Genomic DNA, 17,306 nt, shown 5'->3' with positions numbered 1-17,306 from the left:
AAATGTAGGTTCGCGCCCCCACGCCGTCGTGGAGACGCCGCCATGCCAAACCCGCTCGTGCACAAGCTAAATTGCTATGTCGGGCTCTCCGAAGACGACCGGATGTGCTTGGCCGACGCCATGAGCCCGAGCCGCATGGTCGCCGCGCGCACCGACATCATCCACGAGGGCGACGATCCGCGCGCGATCAACGTGATCCTCGAGGGCTGGGCCTGCCGGTACCGGCAGTTCGCCAACGGGCGCCGCCAGATCGTCTCGCTCCTGCTCCCGGGCGACCCGTGCGACCCGCACATCTTCCTCCTCGACGAGATGGATCACGCGATCGGCGCGATCACGCCCGTGCTCCTCGGCCAGATCTCCGGCCCCGCGATGCGGGACGTGATCGCCCGCAGCCCGCGGCTCGACATGGCCTTCCATCGCGAGGCCCTGGCCACCGCGGCGATCCAGCGCGAGTGGACGGTCAGCCTCGGCAGCCGCACCGGGATCGAGCGCCTCGCCCACCTGTTCTGCGAGGTGCACGCGCGCTTGGCAGCCATCGGCCTGAACGACGGGAATACCTGCGCGATGCCGATGACGCAGAACGATCTCGGCGACGCGATGGGGCAGACCAGCGTGCACATCAACCGCACGCTCCAGGAACTGCGCGGCATGGGGCTGATCACCCTGCGCAGCCGGCGCCTGACGATCCACGATCCGGCCGCGCTCGCCCGGCTCGCGCATTTCGACACCGCGTACCTCCATCTCACCGAGGCCGGCCACGCCGCCGCGCGCTGAACCCTGGCCGCCCCGCGGTGATTGAGCCAGGTTGAACGACATCCGGAGTGGCCCGGCATGACAGACCCTCGCGATCCGGCGGAGCGACTCGCGGCCCTCGAGGCCAACAACGCGCGCTTGCGCCGGCTGCTCGACGCGGCGGGGCTCCCGGACGGCCTGCGCCACGGCATGCGCAACACGATGGCGATGATGCGCACCGTCATGCACCGCTCCGCCGAGAGCGCCGCGGATGTCGAGAGCTACGTGGCGCATCTCGACGGCCGGTTCGGGGCGATCATGCGCGTGCAGGCCGCCACGGACGCGTTCGGCGACGCGGACCTGCACACGCTGATCTCGGACGAGCTGATGTTCCACCTCGCCCGCGAGGGCGAGCAGGCCAGCCTCGCGGGCCCGCGGGTGCGCCTCCGCCCCAAGGCCGCCCAGGTCGTCGCGCTGGCCCTGCACGAACTGGCCAGCAACGCGGTGGAGCACGGATCCCTGGCGCTCCCCCAGGGCCGGATCCGCGCCGCGTGGCGGGTGACGGACGCGGAGGCCGGACCGCCCGTCCTCAGCCTCGACTGGGCCGAGACCGGCGGCCGCGGTGTGCAGGCCTCCGGACGGCGCGGCTTCGGCACGGACGTGCTGACGGAGATGCTGGCCTACGATCTCGGCGCGGCGGTCGACCAGCGCTACGAGCCGGACGGGCTGCGCTGCGCGATCCGCGTGCCGCTCACGGCCCAGATCGGGCGCCGCGTGGCCGAGGATCCCGAGACGGACTGGGACGGCGACGGCCGGTGAGCCTCACGAGCCGGACGCCGCCCGCACCTGCCCGGTCATCTGCGGCAGCGCGCCGAGCGCCTCCACGGGCGGGTTCGGGCCGGGCAGGAGCAGGTAGTCGGGCGTGAACCCGGAAAACTCCCGCAGACGCTCGAGATTCGGCACGCGCACGCTCTTGCGCCCGCTCTCGATCAGGCCGGCCCTGCGCAGATCGGAGAGGACGCGCGAGAGGTGGACGTTCGAGAGCCCCGCCGTGTCGGCCAGTTCGGACTGCGCCAGCGGCAGGCGGTAATCGGGCTCCAGGCCGAGGCCGACGGCGTTCAGGCGCGCGAAGAGCTCGCAGATGATGTGGGCGACCTGCCTGTCGGCGGACCGGCGCCCCACCCCGACGAGCCATTCCTGCAGGACGGCCTCGTCGACCAGGATCGACCACCAGAGGGCGCGGTAGATGTTGGGCCGGAGGGCGGCGAGTTCCTTGATCGTCCGGTAGGGGACCGAGGCGACGGTGCAGGGCGTCAGCGTCGCCACGGAGTGGATCGCCCGGTTGAGCAGGGACGCGTGCAGGTCGCAGCCGTCGCCGGGCACGAGGTAGGCGAGGATCGAGCGCCCCCCGTCGGGCACCAGCTTGTAGCGGCAGGCGAACCCGTCGAGGATCACGTAGGCGGCGTCGGGCCGCACGCCTTCCGAGACCAGGTCGCGGCCCGCCTCGACCTGCGCGACATCGCTGGTGGCCGCTGCCAGGGCGGCCACGTCGCCCTCGTCCAGGTTCGCGCGCAGGGCCAGCTTCCGAAGGAAGGGGTTCAAGGGATCTCCCGGACATCCTGCCACGCGCGCGGAGCCGCCTCTGCGTAAACGCGTGACGGCTTATCCTTACTCCGCGAACGCATCAAATGATCGCCACGCCCGGATGCGGCTCTCGGCGCGATCGGACCGGGGCCGCCTCCCGGCATCGGCCGCGAAGGTCGTACCGGATCGCGCTGGGGTCGCGCCGCGCCGTGCCCGTCGGGGCATGGGGCCGGGTCGGCGTATCAGGAGAGCGGCAGCGTGCGCAGGACTGTGCCGTTCGCGTCGTGGATCTCCATCCGCCAGCCCGCCGCAGCGTCCGGCAGCTCGCCGGCCTTCCGGAACTCCTCGATCAGCACCAGCGCCTCCGCCTCCGCGTGCGCGACCGACGCGGCGAGGACGCCGGTCTCGTCCTCGATCGTCTCGCCGTCGCTCCTCAGGCGGAAATAGTAGCGCTCTGCCATGACAGCCTTCAGCCCAGGACCCCCTCCCGCCCCGGCGGACGGGTGCCGCCCGCCCCGCGGGCTGAGGTAAGTGGCATCGATCCGCATCCGTTCAACGTGCTGGCGAGATTGCGGTCGCCGGTGCCCACCGCTTGGTCCGCCCGCCCCCCGACGTGCCCCCCGACGCCGCAGGACGCGGCACGGCGCTGCCGCTCCGGCGGGCGAAACGCCGTCCTTCTGGGCGCCGGCGCGCCCCGAGCAGCCTCCCGGCGCGCCATGCCTAAATAATTGGCACACGATTTGCGAAGCCCGGCCCGTCGCGAGGAAGACGACGCAGGGGACCGCCATGAAGGCATTTGGAACTTGGGCCTCGGCCGCCGCGCTGGCCGCCGGGCTGGCGATGGGCACGCTGGGAGCGGGCGCCGCCCGGGCGCAGGAGACCATCAAGGTCGGCATCCTGCACTCGCTGTCGGGCACGATGGCGATCTCGGAGACCACCCTCAAGGACGCGATGCTGATGCTCATCGCCGAGCAGAACGCCAAGGGCGGCGTGCTGGGCAAGAAGCTGGAGCCGGTGGTGGTCGACCCGGCCTCGAACTGGCCGCTCTTCGCCGAGAAGGCTCGCGAGCTGATCAGCAAGGACAAGGTCGCGGCCGTGTTCGGCTGCTGGACCAGCGTGTCGCGCAAGTCCGTGCTGCCGGTCTTCAAGGAGCTCGACAACATCCTGTTCTACCCCGTCCAGTACGAGGGCGAGGAGAGCGAGCGGAACGTGTTCTACACCGGCGCCGCCCCGAACCAGCAGGCGATCCCGGCGGTCGACTACCTGATGTCGGAGGATGGCGGCGGCGCGAAGCGCTGGGTGCTGGAGGGGACCGACTACGTCTACCCGCGCACCACCAACAAGATCCTCGAAGCCTACCTCAAGTCCAAGGGGGTCAAGGACGAGGACATCATGATCAACTACACGCCGTTCGGCTTCTCGGACTGGCAGACGGAGGTGTCGAAGATCAAGGCGTTCGGCTCGGCCGGCAAGAAGACCGCCGTGGTCTCGACCATCAACGGCGACGCCAACGTGCCGTTCTACAAGGAGCTCGGCAACCAGGGTATCAAGGCCACCGACATCCCGGTCGTCGCCTTCTCGGTGGGCGAGGAGGAGCTCGCCGGCATCGACGCCAAGCCGCTGGTCGGCCACCTCGCCGCCTGGAACTACTTCGAGTCGATCAAGACGCCGGAGAACGAGGCCTTCATCAAGAAGTGGCAGGCGTTCAAGAAGAACCCCAAGGCCGTCACCAACGACCCGATGGAGGCCCACTATATCGGCTTCAACATGTGGGTGAAGGCGGTCGAGAAGGCCGGCACCACGGACCCCGACAAGGTGATCGACGCGCTGCCGGGCATCGAGCAGAAGAACCTCACCGGCGGCACCGCGAAGATGCTGCCGAACCACCACATCACCAAGCCGGTCTTCATCGGCGAGATCGAGTCGAACGGCCAGTTCGACGTGGTCTGGAAGACCGAGGGCCTGATCCCCGGCGAGGCGTGGTCGAAGCAGCTCGAGGGCTCGAAGGACCTCGAGGCCGACTGGGTCAAGCTCAAGTGCGGCAACTACAACACCAAGACCAAGTCCTGCGGCGGCGCGTAAGCCCTGCACCTCCTCTCCCCGCGAGCGGGGAGAGGGGACACGCGCCTCACCCGTGTGGGGCGCACCGCTCCCGGCTCGCAGAACGGCCCCGATGCTTCGTCTCCTGACTCTCCTCGTCCTGCTGCTCTGCGCCCCGGCGCTCGCGCAGGCGCCCGATCCCTACGCGCAGCTCGCCGGCGACGGCTACGCCGAGATCGAGGCCGGCGTCTCCGGCCTCGCCGCCTCTGGCGACCCGCGGGCCGACGCGATCCTCTCGGCCCTGTCGGACGGCCGCCTGCTGGTGGGCCCGGACAAGACCCTGCTCATCCGGCAGGGCGGCGCCGTCGTGGATGCGAGGACCGGCGCCCCGGCCGCCGACAGCCCCGACCTCAAGCCGGTGCGGGCCAACAACCGCGTCCGCCGGGCGATCGAGGCCGCCCGCGGGCAGCTCGACCTCGCGAGCCCCGACCCGGCCCGGCGCCGGGCCGCCGCCGACGCGGTGTTCAAGGCGCGGGACGTGGCCGCGCTGCCGGCCCTCGACGCGGCGCTCGCCCGCGAGACCAGTCCGGGCGTCCGGCAGGCGCTCACCGAGGCCCGCGCCGCCGTGCTGCTCGCGAGGCCGGGCACCGCGGAACCCGACCGGATTGCCGCGATTCCAGCCATCCAGGCCCGGGGCGATGGCGACGCGATGGGCATCCTGCGCGGTCTCGCGGCGGATCCGAGCGAGGCCGTGCGCGCCGCCGCCGCCCGCGGCATCGCGGCGATCGAGACGCGGCTCGCGATAATCGGCGCCCTCCAGAACGTCTGGTACGGCATCTCGCTCGGCTCGGTCCTGCTGCTCGCCGCCATCGGGCTCGCCATCACCTTCGGGGTGATGGGCGTGATCAACATGGCCCACGGCGAGATGGTGATGCTCGGCGCCTACACGACCTACCTCGTGCAGGAGCTGATCCGCACCAAGGCGCCCGTCCTGTTCGGCTGGTCGCTGGCGATCAGCATCCCCTGCGCGTTCCTGGTCGCCGGCCTCGTCGGGGTGCTGATCGAGCGGTTCATCATCCGCTTCCTGTACGGGCGCCCGCTGGAGACGCTGCTCGCCACCTTCGGGGTCAGCCTCGCGCTGCAGCAGGGCGTGCGCTCGATCTTCGGCCCAACCAACCGCGAGGTCGGCGCCCCCGCCTTCATGAGCGGCGCCTTCGACTTCTACGGCCTGTCGATCACCTGGGGCCGGATGTGGATCATCGTGTTCGCGTTCGCCGTGTTCCTTGGCCTCCTGTTCGTGCTGCGGAAGACGTCCTTCGGCCTGAAGACCCGGGCGGTCACCCAGAACCGCCGCATGGCCGCCGCGATGGGCATCCGCACCCCCTACGTCGACGCCCTGACCTTCGGGCTCGGCTCCGGCATCGCGGGGATCGCGGGCGTCGCCCTCTCGCAGATCGACAACGTGTCGCCCAATCTCGGCCAGGGCTACATCATCGACTCGTTCCTCGTGGTGGTGTTCGGCGGCGTCGGCAACCTCTGGGGGACGCTGGTGGCGGCGCTGACGCTCGGCGTCGTGAACAAGCTCGCCGAGCCGTATATCGGCGCGGTGCTCGCCAAGATCGGCCTCCTGATCTTCATCATCCTGTTCATCCAGAAGCGCCCGCGCGGCCTGTTCGCGCTCAAGGGCCGGGCGGTGGAATCGTGAGCCCCATACCGCCTCGCACCCCCCTCATCGACCTGAAGGGCTGGATCTTCCTCGCCGTCCTGGCCGCCTTCTGCCTCGCCGTGCCGGTGCTGAATCTCGCGGTGCCGGAGGGCTCCGGCCTGCACCTGCCGACCTACCTCGTCTCGCTCTTCGGAAAATACCTCGCCTACGCGCTGCTCGCGGTCAGCCTCGACCTCGTCTGGGGCTATTGCGGCATCCTCTCGCTCGGCCACGGGGCGTTCTTCGCCCTCGGCGGCTACGCGATGGGCATGTACCTGATGCGCCAGATCGGCGCCCGGGGCGTCTACGGCAACCCAGTCCTGCCCGACTTCATGGTGTTCCTGAACTACAAGGCGCTGCCCTGGTACTGGTACGGCTTCGACCACTTCGCCTTCGCGGCCCTGATGGTGCTGCTGGTGCCGGGCCTGCTGGCCTTCGTGTTCGGCTGGCTCGCCTTCCGGTCGCGGGTGACCGGCGTCTACCTGTCGATCACCCAGGCGCTGACCTACGCGCTGATGCTCGCCTTCTTCCGCAACGACATGGGGCTCGGCGGCAACAACGGGCTGACCGACTTCAAGGATCTCCTGGGACTCTCGGTTCAGGCACAGAATTTCCGCGTCGGCATCTTCGTGGCCACCGGAATCGCGCTGGCGCTGGGCTACCTGATCGCCCGGGTCATGACGGTCTCGGCCTACGGCAAGATCCTGATCGCCGTGCGCGACGCCGAGAGCCGCACGCGCTTCCTCGGCTACCGGCCGGAGCACTTCAAGACGCTGGCCTTCACGGTCTCGGCCATGATGGCGGGCGTCGCCGGCGCCCTCTACGTGCCGCAGGTCGGCATCATCAACCCGGGGGAGTTCGCGCCCACCAACTCCATCGAGACGGTCATCTGGGTGGCGGTGGGCGGTCGCGGCACGCTGGTCGGCGCGGCGCTCGGCGCCGTGCTGGTCAACTACGCCAAGACCGTGCTCACCGGCGCGATGCCGGACGCGTGGCTGTTCGCGCTCGGCGGCCTGTTCGTGTTCGTGACGCTGTTCCTGCCGCGCGGCCTCGTCGGCACCGCGATCGAGCGGTTCGGCTCCCGGCGCGCCGCCGCCAAGCTGCCGCCGGAGCCCGCCATCGCCCCGAAACTTGCCGAAGAAGGGCAGGGCTCGTGAGCACCGACCTCCTCGAACCGCCGGATGCCGCTGCCCGCGGCCCCGCCAACCGGAAGCGCGAGACGGACGCGCTCCTCTACCTCGACGACCTGCGGGTGACCTTCGACGGCTACAAGGCCCTGCGCGGCCTGTCGCTGACGCTGGCCCGCGGCGAGTTGCGGGCGATCATCGGCCCGAACGGCGCCGGCAAGACCACCATGATGGACTGCATCACCGGCAAGACGCGGCCGGACAGCGGCATCGCGCTGTTCGACGGCACCCACGACCTGCTCAGGAGCGACGAGCCGGCGATCGCCGACCTCGGCATCGGCCGCAAGTTCCAGAAGCCCACCGTGTTCGAGAGCCACACGGTCGCCGACAACATCCTGCTCGCCCTCAAAGGTCCGCGCGCCGCCTTCGCGTCCCTGTTCGGCTGGCGCAACCGGGTGGAGGCCGCGCGGATCGATTCGCTGCTGGAGACCGTCGGCCTGCTGGCCCACCGGGGCCGCCCGGCGGCCGATCTCAGCCACGGCCAGAAGCAGTGGCTGGAGATCGGCATGCTGCTCGCGCAGGACCCCAAGCTCCTGCTGGTCGACGAGCCAGTGGCCGGCATGACCGACGCCGAGACCGCCGAGACCGCCCGCCTGCTGCGCCGCATCGCCGGCGAGCACGCCGTGCTGGTGGTCGAGCACGACATGCACTTCGTCCGGGACCTCGGCTGCCGGGTCACCTGCCTGCACGAGGGCGCGGTGCTGGCCGAGGGCTCGATCGACGCCGTCTCGGCCGACCCGCGGGTCGTCGAGGTGTATCTGGGACGATGACCATGCTCTCCGTCGACGGCATCGACCTCTATTACGGCGCCGCGCAGGCGCTCCGCGGCGTCTCGCTGACGGCCGAGGCCGGGCGGGTCACCACGGTCCTGGGCCGCAACGGCGTCGGCAAGACCTCGCTGCTGCGGGCGATCGTCGGCCAGCAGCCGGTGCGCTCCGGCGCGATCCGTCTCGACGGCCGCCCGATCCAGGGCCTCGCGCCCTACGACCGGGCCCGGGCCGGGATCGCCTTCGTGCCCCAGGGCCGCGAGATCTTCCCGCTGCTCACCGTCAAGGAGAACCTGGAGACCGGCTTCGCGCCGCTCAGGCGCCGCGACCGCCATATCCCGGGGGAGATCTACGACCTGTTCCCGGTGCTCAAGGACATGCTGCACCGGCGCGGCGGCGACCTCTCGGGCGGCCAGCAGCAGCAGCTCGCCATCGGCCGGGCGCTGGTGACGCGGCCGAAGCTCCTCGTGCTCGACGAGCCCACCGAGGGGATCCAGCCCTCGATCATCAAGGATATCGGCCGGGCGATCACCTACCTGCGCGGCAAGGGCGAGATGGGGATCGTGCTGGTCGAGCAGTATTTCGAGTGGGCCCGGGACCTCTGCGACTCCTACGCGGTGATGGATCGCGGGCAGGTGGTGCTGGCCGGCCCCCGGGCCGGGATGGTCGAGGCCGACGTGCTCCGCTGGATGTCCGTCTAGCGCGCCCGCCGCACGTCCCGCCGCACGTCCCGCCGGCGCCGGGCCCGGGAATACCGCACTTCGATCCGGATATCGGGACGGATAATCAACAATCGGAGCGCGGCCGGGGCCGACATCGACCGCCAAATCTGTGCACACGGCCCCGGTTGGCCAATGTTAAAACACAATTCAGGTCCGCCATGGGGCACAACCACGGGGGGCCCATGACGATCCTGGATCCGATCACCGGCGAGCTGGTCACCATCGCCGTTCCGCGGCCGCGGCCGCAGGCCGGCCCGCGCTGACGGGCGGCGCGCTGTCATGACGAACGCGACCGATCGAAGGGCCGGCCGCCGCGGCGTCCGCGGCGGCCGTGCCCAGGTCCGGACGGTGCCGCCGGGCCTGCTGCTGGCCGGCGGCGTGGGGGCGAATGCCCCGCTGACGGCCGTCGACCTGATCGCCCAGGCCCGCGCGGCCCGGCGGGAGGCCGAGGCCCGCGACGGCGCGGACCGCGCGGAGCAGGGCTGACGCGGCGACCGGGGCCGCCGAGCCGGCGGCCCGCCTCTTGAGATCACCCGCGCGGGATGGTCAGAAGGCCGGCAGTCTCGCGGCAGCCGGCGGGTGAGTGATGAAGTTCGGCGTCCTGATCCTGGCCGGCGCCTGCGGCGTCCTCGTCGGGATCGTCATCGGATACGTCGCGGGAACGCGACTCAGCCAAGCCTTCGCGCAATTGCCGGTGACGGACCGCTCCCCCGCCGCGCAGGCGCTCCGGATCGTGGACCGCATCGCGACCGAGCACGGCCTCGCGCGGGACGCGCTGCTCCGGGCGATGCTCGACCAGCAGGGCGGCCGGACGGGGACCGCGCGTCCCGGCGAGGAGCCGGGCAGGGGGCCGGGCAGGGCCCCGGGCGAACCGGCCCGGTAGGGCGCCGACCGCGCGCCTCACGCGGCCGGCGCCGGCCGGGGGCGCAGCCGGAGGCTCGCGGCGGTGAGCACGGAGCGCAGCTCGGCCGGCCGGACCGGTTTCGAGAGGATCGGGATGTCCGGCGCCCCCAGATCCTCGCGCACGCGCGCCTCGTCGTGGCCGCTCATCACCACCGCCGGCAGCGGGCGGCCGGCGAGCCTCCGGACCGCCGCGATGCAGTCCGTCCCCGTGACGCCGTTCCCGAGCTCGAAATCGGTGATGAGGAGGTCGATCTCCGGCACGGCGTCGGGGATCCCGGTCTCGGGCCGGACGCGGCAGCCCCATTTCTCCAGCAGGCTGGCGGTCGCCCGCAGCACGGCAGCGTCGTCCTCCACCAGCAGCACGCGCAGGCCGCCGATCGTCGCCGGCGGGTCGAGCCGGGCGGGGAGGGCCACGGGCTGCGGGGCCCGGGCGAGGGGCAGGTCACCGATCGTCACGCAGGTCCCGCGCCCCGGCACCGAGCGCAGCGTCACCGTCAGGTCCAGGAGCGCGCCGAGCCGCCGGACGATCGGCAGGCCGAGGCCCACCCCCTCGACGTCCCGGTCGCCGCGGCGGCGGACTTGGTAGAACTCGTCGAAGACCCGCTCCTGATGCGCGACCGGGATCCCGGGGCCGCGATCGTAGACCTGGATGGCGAGCCGGTCGCCCCGCCGGCGGCAGGCGATCAGGATCGGCCGGCCGGGCGCGTACTTGATCGCGTTGTTGACGATGTTCTGGACCATGGTCGTGAGCAGGGCCCGGTCGGTGCGCACCACGACCGCGCAGGCGCGGCTGCGCAGGGCCGTCCCGGCGATCTGGGCGGCCTCGGAGTTCTGGCGCCGGACATCCTCGAGGATGTCGTTGATCGCGACGGGCTCGGGCCGGGGCTCCACCCGTCCGCTGTCGAGGGTCGAGATGTCCAGGAGCGACTTGAACAGGCGCGAGACGCTCTGCAGCGACCGGTCGATGTTCTCGACCATCTGCAGCTCCTCCGGCCCCAGCCGGGCGCCGCGCAGGCAGGCGGTGAACAGGCTGATGGCGTGGATCGGCTGGCGCAGATCGTGGCTCGCCTGCGCCAGGAAGCGCGACTTGGACAGGCTCGCCTCCTGCTCGCGCTCGTAGGCGCCGCGCAGGCGCTCCAGCAGGCTGTAGATGTAGGTCGGCACGAGGACGGTGATGGCCGTCAGCGTCAGGACGAGGAACGGGTTCGCGCGCCAGTACGCGTTGAAGTACGTGGTGACCGCGATCGAGACCAGGGCCGCCGCCGTGGACGCCTTCAGGGCGGTGACGCCGTAGCGCAGGCCGTTGCCGACGATCAGCCGGATGACGATCGCGTAGAGCGGCAGGAACGGCGCGCCGCCCACCGCCATCGTGTAGGTCATCCCGCCGAGGTCGAGGAGGAAGGTGACGACGCGGCGCGGCGTGTTGCTGCCGGGGTTGCGGCTGATCCAGCCGTACAGCGCCACGGCGAAGACCCAGTGGCACGTCACCAGATAGGCGACGAACCGGGCCTCCGGCGGGGCGATCCCGCCGTAGATCTGGGGCAGGAGATACAGGCAGGCGAGGCCGATGACGACGGCCCGGATCAGCGCCTGCGCCTTCTCGTTGTCGTACGTCTCGTCCCGCCGGCGCCGCGACCCGAACATCGTCGGCTCAGGCCCGCTCGGCAGCGACGCCGAGACCGAGACCGAGGCCGGGCACCCGCTCCGCCGGAGCGGACCCCGCGGCGTCCGCCCTGAATCGCGCCGTGCCGGCCCCGGTCTCCCGCTGTCGCTTCATCGTGCAGTCGCCCTGCCGCGTCGCCGCCCGGGATCCGGGCAACGGCGCGCCGCCGTCGCCGATCGCGGACAGATCTGACAAGTCTACCTGAAGGTGATCGACGCCACCAGACGCGGCGGGAGCCCGCGATGTGGCGGCGCGGACGAGTCTTCGGTGCTAGAACCGCTTATTCAGTCTCCGCTACAATGGTCCCCGTGCTGCAGCGAGACGTTCCTGCGGAAAATATGCGGCAGATTATTTTTTACTTCACTGCAGGTCTGATCTCGTCGACCGGCCGCACGCACGGTCGCGGGCGCCGTCAGCGGTAGGTGCCGGCGCCCGGATCGAATCGATAGACCCGGGCATCCCGGTCCGTGGCCGGACGCAGCACCCCGTCCGCGCCCAGCACGGTGCCGCTCAGGGCGACTCGGACCGGGGGCCACGCGGCGGGGTCGCGCGGATCCTCCGGCAGGATCTCCAGCCGTCCCGTGCTCGATCCCAGCCGGCAGGGATCCTCCGAGCAGCCGGCCGTCTCGTCGGCGCCCGCCGCGACCTCGCCCGCGAGCGTCCAGTGCGCCGGCGCGTCGCGGAACTGGAGGAGGAGGTACGAGAAGCCCTGCGATCCGGCCGTCCCGTAGACCGTGAGGCGCAGGCCCATCAGGAGGCGGCCCCGGCTCAGCGGCCTGAACACGGCGCCGAGCCGCTCGTCCACCTCCGGGGCGCCGCCGTTGCGGTTCCCGGTCCCGATCCGGCCGGACAGGACCTGCACGTCTTCGAGGCGCCAGCGCATATCCTTGAGGACGTAGGTGGCGGCCGCGACGCTCAGCCGGTCGGGCGCCGCGGCGTCCGCGCCCGGGGCCGGCATCGTGACGAAGCCGGTGAACCGGCTCCCGGTCTCGGTGGAGAACATCGCGGCGGTCCAGAATTCCGCCGTGCGGCCGTCCTTCATCCGGCAGGTCTCGGCCTCCTTGTCGGCGGGCCGCCCGCAGATCGCCGCCAGCACCGTGGCGCGCGGCAGCATGGCGAGGTCGGGATCGGCCGCGGCGGGCGCGGCAGCGAGCCCGGCAGCCAGTCCGACCGCCAGTCCGGCCGCCAGCACCGGCAGCACCGCCAGGGCCGGGCCCGTCAGAAAACGCCCGCGGGCCGCGCGCCCGTCTCCCCGTCCCGCCCGTCTCATGCGCCGGGCTCTGCCACGGAGCCCGGCACCGGGCCATTCGGACAGGTGTACGATCGGCCCCGCAGCACGGTCCGCCTCCTCAATCCCCGACGCCGGCCGTGGCGGCCTTCGCGGCCGCGGCGGACCGGGAGGTGACGTCGAGGGCGCGCAGGAGCGCCGAGACGTGGATGCGGACGGTGAAGGGGGAGATCTCGAGTTCCCGGGCGATCTCCTTGTTGGTGCGTCCCAGGGCGACGAGGCGCAGCACGTCGCGCTGGCGCTGCGTCAGGGGCGGGAGCGGGCCGCGCGGCGCGGCGAGACCCGAGACCGGGCTGCGCCGGATCACGAACTCGCCGTCGCGGATCGCCGCGATCGCCTGGGCGATCTCCGCGGCGGGCAGCGCCTTGCCGATGAAGCCGTCGGCACCCTCGGCCATGACGGTCCGGATCAGGCTCTCGTCCTCGATCATCGACACGACGATGATCGAGGCCCGCTCGAACTCGACGCGCAGCGCGCCGATGGAGTGGCGGGGATCGAGGCCGGGGAACAGGAGGTCGAGGAGGAACGCCCGCGGGGGCGCTCCGGCGCGGGCCATCGCCAGGACCTGCTCCATGGTGGCGGCCTCCCGGACCAGGGCCTGCGGGTAGAGCCGCTCCGCGATGCGCCGCATGCCCTCGCGGAACAGCGGGTGATCGTCGGCAACGATCAGGGTCTCTCGCGCGGAGCCGTTCATGCCACTCCCGGTCGCAGCATCGGAATCTATCCCCATGACGTCGCGGCGCGGAGCCATGCCGAGGAAAATCCCCGGCGTGTCAAGGCTGCGACGATAGGTCATATACACTAGTAGACCGGTTTTTTCCGCCTGCCTAGAAGTCGGCCGGTCATGGTGACAGGCATCGACCCGCTAATTTCTTCGAATCTTTCCAAAAAGAGCGAGGCTGCAGGTCATGTCGTGCGCGCCGACGCGACGCACGAATTACGTCGTTCCATGTTCGGGGGCCCGCTGGATGTCGGAAGTCGAACACCAGAATGCTGAGCGGCAGGCTCAGGATAGGCTTTCCGAGCCCCGCGCGGCCCCGAGCGCCCCGCCCGCCGCCAAGGCGGGCCTCTCGCCGAGCCTCATCGCGATCGTGGGCGGCCTGGTGGCGGCGGGCGCCGTCGCGGGCGTGCTGCTCTCGGGCGGCGGCGAGACCGCCGGGACGGCCGCGCGGCCGGCCCTGACGCTGGTCAAGGCGGGCGAGATCGACAAGGCCGCCGAGACCCTGCCCTCCGACGAGAAGGACAAGATCGTCGCGGAGGCCAAGGCCTGCCGAGCCCCGCTGGGCCAGATGCGCCTGTCGAAGATGGCGGCCGATGCCGGCGGCGTGGTGCGCATCCGGGCCGGGAACTACCTGTCCCCCGCCTTCAACGTCGCCGACGGCCCGATCAACATCGCGGTCCCGTTCCCGGCGCCCTACGAGACCGGCAAGGGCGAGATCACCATCGAGGGCGCCGCCAAGGACGTCTTCGTCGAGCTGACGCCGGGCCTGAAGATCGACACGACCGGCGGCGTCCAGCGGATCCCCGTGATCTGGAATACCAGCAAGCCCTGCGGAGGCTGACGGATGTCGAAATCCGCCATCCTCCCCTTCGTCGTCTCCGGGCTGGTGGTCGCGGTCCTCACCCCGCTCCTGCTGAGCACCGATTACGGCCCGATCGCCTGGTGGAACGCCGCCGGGCCGGAGCTGCGCTGGAAGGCGGCGATCGGGATCGCCGTCGCCCTGCTGGCGGCTCTGGGCCTCGCCGCGACCGCGACGGCCGCGCGGAAGGCGGAGGCCGGCCTCGGGCAGCCGGCCGGCGGCCTGCTGGCCCTGCCGCGCCTGATCGTGGCGCCGCGCCGGGTCGTGGAGGCCCGGTCCCCCGAGGCCGTGATCGCGAATCTCGAGGCCATGGTCGGGCTCGCGCCGGTCAAGCGCGAGGTCAACGCCCTGATCGCGCGGCTGGAGCTGGAGCAGCGGCGGCGCGCCGAGGGCCTGCCGGTGGCGGCGATCAGCCAGCACATGGTGTTCACCGGCCCCCCCGGCGTCGGCAAGACCGAGGTGGCGCGGGCGATCGGCGAGATCTACCGGTCCCTCGAGGTGCTGCGCCGCGGGCATCTCGTGGAGGTCGACCGCGCGGCCCTGGTGGCTGGTTATGTCGGCCAGACCGCGGCCAGGACCCTCGAGAAGTGCCACGAGGCCCTCGACGGCATCCTGTTCATCGACGAGGCCTACACCCTGGCCGCCGGCGGCGGGGGCGGCGGCGACTTCGGCAAGGAGGCGATCGACACCCTCCTCAAGTTCATGGAGGACAACCGCGACCGGATCATCGTGATCGTCGCCGGCTACACCAACGACATGCGCCGGTTCATCGACACGAATCCCGGCCTCGCCGGCCGGTTCACCAAGATTATCGAGTTCCCGCCCTACAGCCCGAAGGATCTCTGCGAGATCCTGAAGCGCATGGCGGCCCGGCAGCAATTCGCGCTCCCCGAGGGGTTCGAGGCGGCGCTGACCCCCTGGCTCGCGCAGCGGTCCCGCGCCGACGACTGGTCGAACGCCCGCGAGATGCGCACCCTCCTCGAGAAGGCCCGCGAGGCCCAGGCCGCCCGGGTCGCCCTCCAGGGCGGCGACCTGCGCCGCCTGGAGATCGTCGATCTGCTCCGCGCCACCGGCGAGGACGCCTGAGGGCGGCCCGAGGGGCCACGCGCGCCCAGCACCCAGGCCAGCACCCAGGCCATCACCAGGGCCAGCACCAAGGTTCACCACGTCCATGGAACGCCTCGACAAGCATCCGGTCGCGCTCTTCGCGGTCATCGTGCTGGGTGCCACCGGCCTGCTGGTCGCCCTGCGGCCGGACGTGCTCGGGTCGCTCGCCGCGACGCCGTCGGCGCTGCTGCGCAACGGCCTGATCCTCGGCGGCCTCGTCGGCGGCCTGCTCGCGGCGAGCTACATCCCGGCGCGGATCGAGGCGACGCGGCGCGCCCTGGACCGGGCCCGGGCGAGCCGCAAGATCCGCCCGATCCGCTTCGTCGACGACGGCGCGGCCGCGGAGAAGAAGGACCTCCTGGCCACCGCGCTCGCGACCCTCGACGGCATGGTCGGGCTCGACCCCGTGAAGCTGGAGGTGAAGGGCGTCATCGCCCGGATGCAGGTGGAGCAGCAGCGCCGCGCCCAGAACCTGCCGGTGGCGGCCATGAGCCAGCACATGGTGTTCACCGGCCCCCCCGGCGTCGGCAAGACCGAGGTGGCGCGGGTCCTCGGCAGCGTCTTCAAGGCGCTGAAAGTGCTGCGCAAGGGCCACCTCGTGGAGGTCGACCGGGCCGGGCTGGTGGCGGGCTACGCCGGCCAGACCGCGATCAAGACCCTGGAGCGCTGCAAGGAGGCCCTCGACGGCATCCTGTTCATCGACGAGGCCTACGCGCTGGCTCCCGGCGGCGGGAGCGGCGGCGAGTTCGGCAAGGAGGCGATCGACACCCTCCTCAAGTTCATGGAGGACAATCGCGACCGGATCATCGTGATCGTCGCCGGCTACACCAACGACATGCGCCGGTTCATCGACGCGAATCCCGGTCTCGCCAGCCGGTTCACCAAGACCGTCGAGTTCCCGCCCTACAGCCCGCCGGAGCTCGCCGAGATCCTGAAGCGCATGGCCGCGGGCCAGGGCTTCGTCATGCCGGAGGGGTTCGAGAAGGACCTCGCCGCCTATGTCGGGGCCCGGTCGAAGGCCGAGGACTGGGCCAACGCCCGCGAGATGCGCACGGTCCTGGAGAAGGCCCGCCAGGCGCAGGCGCTGCGCCTCGCCGCCAGCCCCGGCGGCGACATCAACCGGCTCGAACCCGCCGACATCGCCGCGGCCCTCGGCCGCCAAGCCGGCGGCGCGGTCGACATGGACGCGGCCCGGAAGGTCATGGCCCGCCTCGACGCGATGATCGGGCTCGCGCCGGTCAAGGAGCAGGTGAAGATCGTGGCGGCGCGGGTGCTGGTCGATGCCCGGCGCCGCGCCGAGGGCATCGAGGTCGGCGCGGTGAGCCAGCACATGGTCTTCACCGGGCCCCCCGGCGTCGGCAAGACCGAGGTGGCGCGCATCATGGGCGACATCTTCCGGACGCTCGGCGTCCTGCGGAAGGGGCACGTGGTCGAGGTCGACCGGGCCGGGCTGGTGGCAGGCTACGTCGGCCAGACCGCGGCCAAGACCCTGGAGCGCTGCCGCGAGGCCCTCGACGGCATCCTGTTCATCGACGAGGCCTACACGCTGGCCGAGGGCGGCGGGGGCGGCAGCGACTTCGGCAAGGAGGCGATCGACACCCTCCTCAAGTTCATGGAGGACAACCGCGACCGGATCATCGTGATCGTCGCCGGCTACACCGGCGACATGGCCCGGTTCATCGACACGAATCCCGGCCTCGCCGGCCGTTTCACCAAGACCGTCGCGTTCCCGGCCTACGACCCGTACGACCTCGTCGAGATCCTGCGCCTGATGGCGTCGCGGCAATCGTTCCGGCTGCCGCCGCGCTTCGAGACCCTGCTGATCCCGTGGGTCGAGCAGCGCGCGCAGCGGCACGACTGGGCGAATGCCCGCGAGATGCGCACGCTCCTGGAGCGCCTGCGCGAGGCCCAGGCGATGCGCCTCGCCAGCGATCCCCTGGGCGATTACGGCCAGTTCGAGCTCGTGGATGTCGAGCGGGCGCTCGGCGGCGGGGCCCCGCGCGCCGCCGCCCTGTCGTGACGGCCCGG

Annotated in this window: 17 protein-coding genes; 12 read left to right on the top strand and 5 right to left on the bottom strand. The window is 71.6% G+C overall.

Going from position 1 to position 17,306, the window contains the following annotated elements; genetic code table 11:
• Window positions 1-42: 42 nt before the first annotated feature.
• The gene (locus ACX9MN_RS18190) at window positions 43-774 is read left to right on the top strand and encodes a Crp/Fnr family transcriptional regulator (protein WP_205833567.1); all 732 of its coding nucleotides are present in this window, start codon (window positions 43-45) and stop codon (window positions 772-774) included.
• Window positions 775-831: 57 nt separating this feature from the next.
• Window positions 832-1,551 (top strand): HWE histidine kinase domain-containing protein, encoded by a 720-nt coding sequence (locus ACX9MN_RS18185; protein ID WP_020095140.1) that lies wholly within the window; start codon window positions 832-834, stop codon window positions 1,549-1,551.
• Between the two features lie 3 nt (window positions 1,552-1,554).
• On the opposite strand, the gene ACX9MN_RS18180 is transcribed toward ACX9MN_RS18185, so the two are convergent.
• Together ACX9MN_RS18180 and ACX9MN_RS18175 are read right to left on the bottom strand one after the other, a co-directional pair.
• Window positions 1,555-2,334: a Crp/Fnr family transcriptional regulator gene (locus tag ACX9MN_RS18180; RefSeq protein ID WP_020095141.1), complete on the bottom strand. Its 780-nt coding sequence runs from the start codon at window positions 2,332-2,334 to the stop codon at window positions 1,555-1,557.
• Window positions 2,335-2,558: 224 nt separating this feature from the next.
• The gene (locus ACX9MN_RS18175; RefSeq protein WP_020095142.1) at window positions 2,559-2,777 is read right to left on the bottom strand and encodes a DUF6894 family protein; all 219 of its coding nucleotides are present in this window, start codon (window positions 2,775-2,777) and stop codon (window positions 2,559-2,561) included.
• Between the two features lie 325 nt (window positions 2,778-3,102).
• Between ACX9MN_RS18175 and urtA the strand changes: the two genes are divergently transcribed.
• The 7 genes from urtA (at window position 3,103) to ACX9MN_RS18140 (ending at window position 9,620) form a co-directional block, all read left to right on the top strand.
• Window positions 3,103-4,398, top strand: coding sequence for an urea ABC transporter substrate-binding protein (gene urtA / locus ACX9MN_RS18170; RefSeq protein ID WP_020095143.1), 1,296 nt, complete (start codon window positions 3,103-3,105; stop codon window positions 4,396-4,398).
• 91 nt (window positions 4,399-4,489) lie between these two features.
• Window positions 4,490-6,061 carry an urea ABC transporter permease subunit UrtB gene (urtB, locus tag ACX9MN_RS18165; protein WP_205833568.1) on the top strand — a complete coding sequence of 524 codons (1,572 nt, stop codon included), beginning with the start codon at window positions 4,490-4,492 and terminating at the stop codon, window positions 6,059-6,061.
• Between the two features lie 5 nt (window positions 6,062-6,066).
• Window positions 6,067-7,218, top strand: coding sequence for an urea ABC transporter permease subunit UrtC (gene urtC / locus ACX9MN_RS18160; protein ID WP_489725235.1), 1,152 nt, complete (start codon window positions 6,067-6,069; stop codon window positions 7,216-7,218).
• Window positions 7,215-8,018 carry an urea ABC transporter ATP-binding protein UrtD gene (gene urtD / locus ACX9MN_RS18155; protein WP_020095146.1) on the top strand — a complete coding sequence of 268 codons (804 nt, stop codon included), beginning with the start codon at window positions 7,215-7,217 and terminating at the stop codon, window positions 8,016-8,018. Before urtC ends, urtD begins: the two co-directional genes overlap by 4 nt.
• 2 nt (window positions 8,019-8,020) lie before the next feature.
• Window positions 8,021-8,716 (top strand): urea ABC transporter ATP-binding subunit UrtE, encoded by a 696-nt coding sequence (gene urtE / locus ACX9MN_RS18150; protein ID WP_020095147.1) that lies wholly within the window; start codon window positions 8,021-8,023, stop codon window positions 8,714-8,716.
• A 300-nt stretch (window positions 8,717-9,016) separates the two neighbouring features.
• Window positions 9,017-9,223 carry a hypothetical protein gene (locus ACX9MN_RS18145; protein WP_020095148.1) on the top strand — a complete coding sequence of 69 codons (207 nt, stop codon included), beginning with the start codon at window positions 9,017-9,019 and terminating at the stop codon, window positions 9,221-9,223.
• Window positions 9,224-9,323: 100 nt separating this feature from the next.
• Entirely contained in the window at window positions 9,324-9,620 is a 297-nt protein-coding gene (locus tag ACX9MN_RS18140; protein ID WP_020095149.1) for a hypothetical protein, read from the top strand.
• A 17-nt stretch (window positions 9,621-9,637) separates the two neighbouring features.
• Here the strand turns inward: ACX9MN_RS18140 and ACX9MN_RS18135 are convergent, their stop codons facing one another.
• From ACX9MN_RS18135 to ACX9MN_RS18125, 3 genes are all read right to left on the bottom strand, one after another.
• A complete protein-coding gene (locus ACX9MN_RS18135) occupies window positions 9,638-11,284 on the bottom strand; it encodes a hybrid sensor histidine kinase/response regulator (protein WP_020095150.1) in 1,647 nt (548 codons plus the stop codon).
• A 431-nt stretch (window positions 11,285-11,715) separates the two neighbouring features.
• Window positions 11,716-12,573: a hypothetical protein gene (locus ACX9MN_RS18130; RefSeq protein WP_106735945.1), complete on the bottom strand. Its 858-nt coding sequence runs from the start codon at window positions 12,571-12,573 to the stop codon at window positions 11,716-11,718.
• 79 nt (window positions 12,574-12,652) lie between these two features.
• Window positions 12,653-13,285: a LuxR C-terminal-related transcriptional regulator gene (locus ACX9MN_RS18125; RefSeq protein ID WP_020095153.1), complete on the bottom strand. Its 633-nt coding sequence runs from the start codon at window positions 13,283-13,285 to the stop codon at window positions 12,653-12,655.
• A 274-nt stretch (window positions 13,286-13,559) separates the two neighbouring features.
• Here ACX9MN_RS18125 and ACX9MN_RS18120 point away from each other — a divergent pair, with 274 nt between their 5' ends.
• The 3 genes from ACX9MN_RS18120 (at window position 13,560) to ACX9MN_RS18110 (ending at window position 17,298) form a co-directional block, all read left to right on the top strand.
• Window positions 13,560-14,153 carry a hypothetical protein gene (locus ACX9MN_RS18120; RefSeq protein WP_020095154.1) on the top strand — a complete coding sequence of 198 codons (594 nt, stop codon included), beginning with the start codon at window positions 13,560-13,562 and terminating at the stop codon, window positions 14,151-14,153.
• 3 nt (window positions 14,154-14,156) lie between these two features.
• Window positions 14,157-15,257, top strand: a complete 1,101-nt coding sequence (locus tag ACX9MN_RS18115; RefSeq protein ID WP_020095155.1) for an AAA family ATPase — start codon at window positions 14,157-14,159, stop codon at window positions 15,255-15,257.
• Window positions 15,258-15,342: 85 nt separating this feature from the next.
• On the top strand, window positions 15,343-17,298 hold the full coding sequence (locus ACX9MN_RS18110; protein ID WP_489725013.1) for an AAA family ATPase: 1,956 nt from the start codon (window positions 15,343-15,345) through the stop codon (window positions 17,296-17,298).
• The last annotated feature ends 8 nt before the right edge of the window (window positions 17,299-17,306 follow it).

The organism is Methylobacterium sp. 1A, from assembly GCF_058072805.1.
The sequence above is the reverse complement of the archived record's forward strand: the minus strand, read 5'-3'. Positions and strand labels throughout refer to the sequence as shown.